This is a genomic window from Rhizobium sp. SVR5-2C (genome assembly GCF_056755115.1).
This window is the reverse complement of sequence record NZ_JBNDHT010000190.1, coordinates 1-9,676: the sequence shown is the minus strand read 5'-3', so window position 1 is coordinate 9,676 and position 9,676 is coordinate 1. Positions and strand designations below refer to the sequence as shown.

Below are 9,676 nucleotides of genomic sequence, written 5' to 3'. Positions count from 1 at the left end.
GTCCAGCACGGCGCGCACATCGTCCGCCGTCACGTCAATACCCGAGGCTTCTTTCGCGTCGGCCGCCACTGCATCAGCATTGTCTCGCCACCAGGTGCGCACGCCATTGTACATGTCCTGAATGTCAGGGCTCAGCGTTTGCAGATCCTGCAGCGTATTCAGGAAGTAATGGCTGCTTTCGTGGATCGTGGTCGAAAGGTCAGCGCTTTCGAAAAGGCTGATAATGACCGGACTCCCGCTCGCGCCACCGAACGGGATTTGGATGGACCCGCGCTGGCCCTTCTGAAACAGCGTCTTTGAAGTCGGCGGGATATCTGTTATGGTAACACCACCCTCCGGAACGTTCTGGACGTTGGGACTCAGGCTGGAAGCGATGCTTTCGGATTGACTCGCCGGAGGGAACTTCCTTATCGACAAAGCTGCCAAGCGGTTGCGCCCCGTGCGCACCTCTTCGACATAGACGATCGAGCCATCATCAGCGGGCGAAATGTAGCCGATGACATCCTGATTACGCCGTCCCTTCAGACCCGTCACAATCTTGGCAGCGTTGGCGAGGTAACTCGGGATGCGTTCGATATCCTCATCCGAGATTGGCAGTTGTGCGCGAGAGGCTTCGGTTTCCTCATCGGAGTGCCGACGCATCATATGCCGGATGGCGAAAGCATCGATTGTGTGCTTGAACCCGTGGATGTCCAATCCGATCGAGGCCTGAACGATATTGGCAACGTCATCAGAGACTTCAGCGATCTCGACGGTCTTCGTTTCCTTCTTGTCCCCATCTCTCGCGAACTCGATCAACTCGGACAGCGACTTTTGCAGCTGTGCAAGCTTCTGGCGAAGTGTGGCCTGCCCGTACTTCCTGCCCTCTTCGTCCTGTGCCTTGCGCAGCGCCTCACGGATGGCGTCGTCACTGTCGGCGAGCGAAACGCCCAGGCTATCGAGATAGGCGATGTTGGATTCGACGAGAGATGCCTTGTCATTGGTTTCGACAGTGCCGGAATACTGCACATTGCCGCGCAGCTCTTCATCGATCGCATCAAGCAGCGCCTTGCCGATGTCCGGAACCTCGCCACCAGTCTCGATCGCATGGCGGTATTCGTTGGCAACTGCATTGTCTTGCAGGTACCCCGCCTCGATCATCGCTTGAGCCACGTCATCGAGACCGTGCTTCTTGCCACCTTTGGCGGGTCCGAGCATATCCTGCATGCCGGCGATAATGCCGCCGCGCGCAAGACGTAGGCTCTTCCTGCCCTTGCCTCGCTTGATAACCGCGGCGTCACGCGCCTTCAGTTCGCCGCCAGTATCGTTGATGCCTCCGTAACTCGAGATGGCTTCCAGGAGCGAAGGACCAAGCTCCGGCTCCTTCGGCTTGTAGGCGCGCATCTCGGCAAGCTGGCGCGTCAGCTCGTCAACATCTTTCGCCTTTAGTCCTTCAGGCACCTCGCCTCGAAATTCGGGCAGCGGATTGCGGGCGGTAAACTCTTCTGGTGTCAGGCCGGCGCGGCTTGCCATGGTGCGGCGCATGGCCACGATGGGCATGGCCTCGAAGCGTGAGACGTCGGTCGAGCGGCCAGCGGCGCGCAGACGGCCGACAAGCTCGTCATACTCCTGCTGATCGACTGAACGCTCTGCATCGGCCGCCATTCGAGCTGCTTCTGATTCCTCGAAAGCCTGCAGCCGGATTTCATCGGCGCGGCTGTTGAACTCCTGCGCCTCGGTCAGCGTCATTCCGTCCGGTTCGAAGCGCATGTTCTGGCGTAGGAAATCGTCGAACAGCGAACCCGCCAGCTTCGCAGCATAGGTAGCCGTCGGGATCTTGATATCGCCTCCAGTCGCAATAGCGGTGTCCCACTCAGCCGGATCCACGCCTGGCAGATCCGTCAGGAAGTCACGCGGCTCAAAGCGATAGCTCTGGAAAAGCTCCTGCATCTTCTCCGCCGGGACATAGATGTCCTGGATAGGCGTGCCTTCCGTGGCCTTGCCGACGAAATCCATGAAGGAGCCATCAAGACGCTGGCGAAGCTTGGAAGTTTTGGCGGCCTCGCCGATCTGGTCGATCGTCTGTTTCGCTTGCTCAGCGCGACCGGCCTGAATGTGCATCCGGCGGACTCTGCCGGGAAGAGCAGCTTCAAAAGCCAGGCGCCCAGCTTCCATCAAGGCGCCAACGGCACCGCCCGAGGCGAAGTTCTGCGCAACGCTATCGAACAGGCTCTTGTCGGGCGCATAGAGGTTCTGGGCAATGGCGTTCTGCATGAATTGCTGCACCGCCTCTTGCCCGCCTTCCAGCGCCGTCTGCTTGCCGACTGCGCGAAGGAAGGAGGCGAAGCCACTCTTCACCACAGGGTTCGAAAGCAGACGCTCGATCGGTATGGCATCCGTTAAACCTGGAGCAATACCGTAGAAGGCCGCAATGGTCTGCGTGTCTTCATCCTGCCCAGCTTGACGAGCGTTCGCCGTCGCCTCACCTGCTCCTGCAAAACCACCCGCGGCTCCCGCCGCCACAGGCCCGCCGACCATCCCGATCGCGAGGATGCCCAACATTGATCCGAGACCTTCGCCGATCTGACGCCCGAAGCTATCTTCCATGCCCGGAGCAGCGGGAAAGATGTTCGATCCAGCGTCCTGTGTTTTTTCGCCACCCTTCTGAAGGGCTTCACTCGCGGCTTTGAGAGCCGGGACGAATAGTGGTTCGAGCGACTGATAGGCCTCATCCGGCGTCATATCGCCCGAAAGGACGTCCGACAGGACCGACTGCGCAATGGCCGGGTTGACCTCGCCTTGTTGGAATATTTGTTTGCGCAGTTCGGCGATATCTTCCGGCGAGCTGGTTTTCGCTCCGGCGACGCGTGCGACGATCGGCTGGCGGTCGGCAGGATCAACGGGCGTCAGCATCTGGCCAGCGCCTTCCATGGCGGACCCGCCCAGTTTGACGAGTCCGGCGGGCGCACCACGAAGTTCGATGACTTCGCTAGACAGTTTCCCTTTGGAGAACTGCTCCCACCAAGAGAGAGCCTGCAGGTCGTCCTTCGCGACCTTGGCGTTGTCCGGCGCCTGCATCCAGTTCGAAAGAACCGGGTTCGCTGACAGGATTGTCTCGTTGCGCTTCTGCTGCATGCGCTGCGCAAACGTGTCCCGGAACTGCGACGTCAAAGACGTGGGCAGCGACAGCGACTGGGCGAGCTTGATGTCCGCCGCATGCTGGTCGGGGTCTGTCGTCTTGTCCTGCGTTAACGAAAACGCAACTTGCTTTGTCGCGGTGGCTTGCTCACTGCGACTTTGTGCAAGATATTCCTCAGGAGACATCTATCACCAGGGGTTGAAGGTTAATGGTCCGGTTTGTGTGTTCGGCGCTGGCTGCGCTGCTGCTGTCATCGCCAGCGGGCGCTGACGACATGACCGTGGATCTCTCGAAAACCCCGGTTCTTCACTATCGAGGCAAGGCTGTTCAGATCGAACCTGCCTTCGAAGACTATGCCTACATGCTCGAAGACGTTTGCGACGCGATGAAGCTCACAACTGAACAGTGCAACGTCTACCCCATGAACGGGAACATCGGCGGCAACGCTGTCGCTACCGTGATCGATGGCAACAGAGTGATCGTCTACGACCGACGCTTGTCCCCGCTGGTAGGTTACGATGGTGCCAGCATGATCATTGCCCACGAGCTGGGCCATCACATCTGCGGCCACCTGTCCGAGCCATCCAGCATCGAGAACGAGCTAGAAGCCGATGCTTTTGCGGGCGCAGCCATGAAACTGATGGGCCGCTCCCTTGGCAACGCGCTAAGCACTGTTTCCCTTATGTCTGATCGACCCGGCGATAGCCATCCCGCCAAAGCTCAGCGCATTAAAGCTATATCGGAAGGCTGGAACCGGCCGGGGAAAGCAAAGAAATGCCAGCAGATACTGCCGGCCGGCTAGCGCTGACCAAGGATCTGCATCACGACAGCCGCATATTCGGCCTCTATCTCCTGCCGGGTCGGCGTTTTGCCGGTCCGTTCAGTCAGCGCTGTCTTGATCGATGACTGCCACTCTGGCGGGATGTTCTGATATTCGACCACCGGCTTGACGGCCGAGCCTTCCGGTCGATCGCCGCGCTCGAACATGAAGCCACCGCCAACCTCGTCCTGACCGTCGTCGAAGAGCCTTGCCGGAGACCAGGAGCTGCGCTCTTCGGTATAGATCGACTTCATCAGGAGGGCGTTGATGAGCGATTGCGTCTCATCGTAGGTAGGCGTCTTGCCCTGCTGTGTACGGAACTGATCGATCTCCATCTTCAGCGAGTTCTGGAACTTCGCAATGCGAGTTTCCATCTCCTGCCGCTTGCCGACATTGTTCTGCGAAATGCCGGTTGTGGTCAGACCTACGGCGGCGAGCGACTGCTCTGCCTGCTTATAAGCGGCGTTGTAGACCGAGCCATTGTTCTGGGCCTCGACATCACCAGAGAGCAGCTTGTTCTGGCTGTCGTTGACCGCTTTACGATCCTCGCGCGAGAGGTGCGAGTAATAGTCGGAGAGATCAAGGCTCTTGAACTGCTGCGGGTTTTCGGCTGCCATGCGGTTCAACGCGAACAGAACGCTTTGATCAGTCGTGGCGTTGCCTTCGCGTTCCTTCTGGATCGAATCGTTGATGCTGTCGATCGCTGTGTTGCCTGCCGCGATACGCAAGTCGACCGGCGCCTGATCGGGCGTTTGTCCGTTTCGCTCCCACATTTCCCAGAGTTGATCGCGCGCTGCCTTTTGGTTCAGTTCTCGGATGCGGTCCTGCTGCGCAAGCGACTGGAAAATCTTCTCTTCGGTCTTCTGGCGGACCACAGGGTCCTTGATATTCCCGAGGAACGTCTGGATCTGGTCATAGGACGGGCCAGAGGCGCGGCTGACCGGCGTGTCCACCTTCGAAGCGATCGTCGTTCCGCGAGTGCCCTGCGGCTCGATGTGCCATGCTTCATTGCCGAGCGGGAAATACATGCCGTATCGGGCAGCGTTCGCATGCACCCAATCAATGACGTCTTGAGGAGCGCTGCCAGACTTGAGCGTCTGCCCGTTCCACATCAGATCTACAGCCTGCCCGCGGTTGTGGCCCGAGCGACCGGGAGGAGCGACCCACTTGCGAGCGGCATCAGCAGAGCCGTATTTCGCCAGCGCCGAATTCCAAAGCTCCGTCTGCCGTTCAACCGAGCGATACCCGCTCATGACCTGCAGGCCATCCCGAATGCGAGGCGGTGCGTCTTGGATCATCGCTGCCAGATTGGTCGCAAAGCTCTCATCGAGGCCGTCAACCGCGGCGGTTCCTTTACCAGGAGCCTTAGCAGCCAGGAACGAGCGCGTGACAGACGGGCCTGACGCTGAAAGCGGCCTGTTAGCAATTGTCGGGCGGCCTGGCTCTTCTCGATCGGAATTGTCATTGCTTGCGGCATCGACCACTTCCTTGACGACATCCGGGCTGTTGCGCGTGAGCTTCAACCCTTCAGCAGCATAAGAAGAAGACTGCGCTTCTTGGATGATTGGCTTGAGCTTCAAGTCGAGCTCGAACTGATCATCTGCACTGAGACGGCTCGAGTTTTTTGTAATGTAGTCTTGAGCAAGCAGGGGGCCCGTCGGGCCGGCGGCAGCAATGCGGAGCGCCATCTTTTGCGTAGCGCCAGAGATGTAGGCCCGCTCTTTTTGCGCAAGCATCTCTGCAGTCCAGCCCTGCTTCTCAGCAAGGTTCCGGATCTCCAACTGACCTGCAGCTAGATACTTGTCCGCCTTTTCCGGGTTATTGTAGTTGACGAGGGCTTCATCAAGGAAGTTGGCAGATGACGCGTTGGCGTCGTTTTCAATCTGGACCTTCAGCTCGTTCGCATTGTGGACAATGCCGGACTGGAGGGCATCCTGTTCGAGTGGATCGATCGTACGGTCGAACATCGCAACCTGCCGCGGAGACAGGCCCTCAACATACTTCTGCCTGAGAGCTCGTAGATCTTGTTCGTATTTCGGGCGAGCGTCGATTGCGGCCTGTCCGGAAAGGGTCATGTAGCCCGTACCGGGCGCGTACTGAAGCTCGCGCTTACCCTCCATCCATGCGTTGCGCGTCTGCCGGACGAGAGATTCATCCTTGAGCGCATCCACCCGCTGCACGGCATCGCCAACGCTATCAAGACCGCGGGCAAACTGCTGCATGCCCTGCCCGATCTGGGCGCCAAAGTCATTGCCGCTCGCCTGGACATTGATGCCCTGCCGAAGGATCGGCCGCTCCTGCTCGGTACGCGTATAAATCGGTACAGTCGGCATCAGCGTCCCCTATATCCGAGACCGTCGTTAGCGGTTCCGAACGCCTTGGCACCGCCCGAAAGGATGGTCCCCAAAGCGTCGAGGTTGCCAGCCGTGCGGCTCGTTCTTGCGTTTGCGCGGCTGAGGCTTGCGCTGGCGCGATTGTTCACGGCATCGACGCGGTAGTCGTAGGCCTCGTTGGCAGCGTTCTTCCGGATCGTCAGAGCATCCAGTTCGCCAAGCGTGGCGGTGCTGACCAGGGTGTCCAGCGGAGAGCCGAAGGTCAGGTCGACACCGTTGGCAGCCATGGCAGCGCGCTGCTTCCCGAGGATCTGTGACGCCTGCTCACGCTTGCGCTGCTCCTCTTCCTGTCCACGTTCCAGAGCGTCCCGAGCCCGCCGCTCGGCCAACGTCGCATTCATGTCCTGAATTTTGGCGTTGTAGTCCTGAGCCGCAGCGTTTGCGTCGGCAGACTGCTTGGCTCCGGCGGCGCCTACTATGGTAGAGCCGATCGCGAAGGCCGTTGCGATATCACACATGGTTGCCCTTCATTTCAAAGGTGCGGAAAGGAATGCGCTCGTAGCCCTTGGGGACGGCCTCACCTAGCTGGAACCCGAGCCATTCGAGCCAGCGTTTCGAAACGACGTTCCGATCGTCGACGGTGTTGCGCAGAAGCGCATATTCGTCCTTCATCCGGCCGATCCAGAAGCGCGAGCCGCGCAGGAAGTGGCGATAATGCCGCTCGATCGCATTCGAGCCAAGAAGCCAAGGCGCACCGATGTTGCTTAGCATGTCGGCGGTACCGCATCCGAACATGGTCTCGGGCTGGCCTTCGAACTCGACCGTATAGGCGAAGTCCGACCGTTCGATCGAATAGAGCAGCGCTGAAAGCGGCGAGCGGCCCGAAGCTGCCTGCACCTCGCGGATATCGTCGAAGCGCATTCTCGGGGCGATCTCGGCGGCGTGTGCTGCGGTTGCCGGTATGATCCGGAACGATTTCATCCGCCCACCCTCAGATCAGGCATGATTGCCAGGATCGTCATCGGCAGCGGGTCGAACTGCTTGACGATCATCGTCCCGCCCTTGGTCCAGTCCGAGGTTGGCGTGATGCTCACGTCGTCTGTTGCGAGGCGGATAGCCTCATTCCAGTTTTCGAACTGCCGCTGCTTCAGCTCGGTCAGCTTGTCTTCCCGCGGGCCAACCCAGATACCGCGGGTGTTTTCGACGCGGAGCGTGATTTCAGCCACCGATTTCAGGCGACCTTGGACCGTGCCCAGACCCTGGACATTGCCGATGTCGATATCGAGCGTCTTCATCATGGCCTCGTAGGAGAGGCCGACATGGATCTTCGATGCGGGGATCGACAGCGTGACAGCGCCATTCACGACCGTCAGTTTCTTGATGACGTTGCCATCGGCGAGCGCGACAACCTGTTTACCTTCGAGATGATAGAGGCCGCGCAGCGTCGAGATAGGCGCGCCTTCATAGGACAAGCCGCTATCGACGAAGAAGCAGTCGGCGGAATCCTCGAAAAGGCGCGTGTGCAGCCGTTCGATATAGCGCTGGTCCTGCCCCTTCACAGTGCGCTTGACGATGAAATAGACCGCGTCCTCGTCGCCTTCAGGAACCACGTTGACGGCTTCGAACACTCCGTCGGTCTCGTGCCGTGTCCATGCCCAGACGTCATGCTCGCGCATATAGGTCAGGCTGACACACTGGCCGTTATCGAGGATCACCCAGACGATGGAGTCCGGCGCCTGCGCATAGGCCCAGGAGATGATCTTGCGGCCCTTGAACAGGTGACGTGACATGATGGTGAGGTCTTTGCCGGTAAAGTTATCGTTGGCGAACTCGTAGCTGTAGTCTCGCACCACGCCGCCACGAGCCAAGGAGAAGAGCATGACGTCGCCGACAGCGATTGGCTGGACCCAGCCAGAGCCGCGGTTGCTCTGCTTCTTGATCACGATGTTCGTCGGGCCGAGGAAGTCTTCGGAGCCGCCCGAGACGTTGAACTCGTTGGCCGACGTGAAGACGGCAAGGCCGCGAGATTCGCCAAGCGCTCGAACGGCGTTCTTTTCCTTCGACTTGACGCGGAAGGTGATGGCATCGCTTGCCTTTGCCGGCGAAGCTGCTCCGAAGTTCTCATAGTTCGCTGACTGGCCGAGCCACACGCCAGATGGGATGTTGGCCGTTCCGGCCATGGCAAGGCGCTGCTCGAAGAAATTCACGGACGCCGGATAGTTGCCGGCGCCGGTGAACGGGTTGGTGCCAGCCTGTGGCGTATTGCTCAGGTCCGCCGTGATGTTCTCGTCATCGAAGGTCAGGCCCGTCGTGCCGCCGATGTAGCCATAGATGCCGTTGTCTTCCTTGTAGACGATATAGCGTCCTGCCCCCGTTACAGCCGTCCAGGTGACGCGGTTTTTGCCGCCCTGAATATCGAGGTCATTGGTGACCGACCCTGCTCCGGACGGCAGGCTTTCCTCGCCGGTAGCATCTGAGATGGCCGAGACCTTGTAGCGGTAGACCGTGGCGACGTATCCGGGCTGCCCGGACGTATCTCCCGGCTTGGTGACCGTCGGCGTGCCAGGCGCCGTCATGGCAGGCGTGAAGAGTGGGCTGCTAAATGTCCAGTTGGTATCAGCGAGGCGCGACAGCTTCTGCGGCGCGTGCGCTTGGTGCGTCAGGTACATCACATCGTTCTCTTGAGCGAAGACGATGCGGCGGACTTCATCGGACGTGAAGATCGTAGCTACCTCGTAGACGCGGCGCGCGGTGCCGCCGCTCACATAGGCCGGCAGGCTCGCGGTGCTGATCTGATTCCCGAACAGGTCTTCGAGGCTGAAGGTGTTAGTCGTGATGTTTCGGACGATGAAATTCTGGCCATTCAGCGCCGTGGGGCCTACCAGGTCAGCGAGAAATATCTCGTCGCCGTTGGTGTAACCGTGGGCCGCCGAGGTGAACACACCCGGATTGGCGAGCGTCATCGCCGTGATGTTCTTGGCTGCCTCCAGCACCGGTGAGCCCGCTCGATAGACCCTCATTTTGAGATCCGAGAATTCCAGATTGTAAGTCTGGTTGCTCTCCGCATCGAAGACGAACGGGATCAGGACCGCGACACCGGAGCCACGCACGCGGCCGATGAACTCAAGGCCTGCGCGATTGGAGGCGCCACCATGCGGATGCACAAAGACATTCTTAGCGACCTTCAGGCCAGACTGATACTTCGAGAGATCGACGCGTGCCCACAAGGCGGGGCTTAGCTCGCCCGCCGTGAAGGCAGGCTGCATCGTGCGAAGAACGGCCATGGATCAGTTTCTCGCTTCGGTCAGCTCGGACGAGACGTCCCAGGTGGACATCTCTTCATTCGCGTCCGCCATCTGAGCAGCGCCGAGGCTTTGCCCCGAGAGCTGGTAGCAGTCCTTGCGG

General features: G+C 59.7%; 6 protein-coding genes. 1 reads left to right on the top strand and 5 read right to left on the bottom strand.

The genetic code is table 11. The annotated features are described in order from the left end of the window. A partial coding sequence (locus ACPYOI_RS32660; protein ID WP_481423930.1) for a PBECR3 domain-containing polyvalent protein occupies positions 1-3,303 on the bottom strand: 3,303 nt, incomplete at its 3' end. A gap of 23 nt (positions 3,304-3,326) precedes the next feature. On the opposite strand from ACPYOI_RS32660, the gene ACPYOI_RS32655 reads away from it, so the two are divergent. Next, positions 3,327-3,920: a M48 family metalloprotease gene (locus tag ACPYOI_RS32655; protein ID WP_481423929.1), complete on the top strand. Its 594-nt coding sequence runs from the start codon at positions 3,327-3,329 to the stop codon at positions 3,918-3,920. On the opposite strand, the gene ACPYOI_RS32650 is transcribed toward ACPYOI_RS32655, so the two are convergent. Genes ACPYOI_RS32650 through ACPYOI_RS32635 form a run of 4 tightly spaced genes read right to left on the bottom strand, consistent with a single transcriptional unit; the run spans position 3,917 to position 9,555 of the window. After that, positions 3,917-6,271 (bottom strand): M15 family metallopeptidase, encoded by a 2,355-nt coding sequence (locus tag ACPYOI_RS32650; RefSeq protein ID WP_481423928.1) that lies wholly within the window; start codon positions 6,269-6,271, stop codon positions 3,917-3,919. The two genes, ACPYOI_RS32655 and ACPYOI_RS32650, sit on opposite strands and share 4 nt — an antisense overlap. After that, positions 6,271-6,789, bottom strand: a complete 519-nt coding sequence (locus ACPYOI_RS32645; RefSeq protein WP_481423927.1) for a virion core protein, T7 gp14 family — start codon at positions 6,787-6,789, stop codon at positions 6,271-6,273. Before ACPYOI_RS32645 ends, ACPYOI_RS32650 begins: the two co-directional genes overlap by 1 nt. Further along, a complete protein-coding gene (locus tag ACPYOI_RS32640) occupies positions 6,782-7,252 on the bottom strand; it encodes a hypothetical protein (RefSeq protein ID WP_481423926.1) in 471 nt (156 codons plus the stop codon). Before ACPYOI_RS32640 ends, ACPYOI_RS32645 begins: the two co-directional genes overlap by 8 nt. Next, entirely contained in the window at positions 7,249-9,555 is a 2,307-nt protein-coding gene (locus ACPYOI_RS32635; protein WP_481423925.1) for a hypothetical protein, read from the bottom strand. Before ACPYOI_RS32635 ends, ACPYOI_RS32640 begins: the two co-directional genes overlap by 4 nt. Between the last annotated feature and the right edge of the window lie 121 nt (positions 9,556-9,676).

What these genes read in the sequence shown, in the direction of transcription:
- ACPYOI_RS32645 (WP_481423927.1), bottom strand. Translation starts at nt 6,789, where the DNA reads ATGTGTGATATCGCAACGGCCTTCGCGATCGGCTCTACCATAGTAGGC.
- ACPYOI_RS32655 (WP_481423929.1), top strand. Translation starts at nt 3,327, where the DNA reads ATGGTCCGGTTTGTGTGTTCGGCGCTGGCTGCGCTGCTGCTGTCATCG.
- ACPYOI_RS32640 (WP_481423926.1), bottom strand. Translation starts at nt 7,252, where the DNA reads ATGAAATCGTTCCGGATCATACCGGCAACCGCAGCACACGCCGCCGAG.
- ACPYOI_RS32635 (WP_481423925.1), bottom strand. Translation starts at nt 9,555, where the DNA reads ATGGCCGTTCTTCGCACGATGCAGCCTGCCTTCACGGCGGGCGAGCTA.
- ACPYOI_RS32650 (WP_481423928.1), bottom strand. Translation starts at nt 6,271, where the DNA reads ATGCCGACTGTACCGATTTATACGCGTACCGAGCAGGAGCGGCCGATC.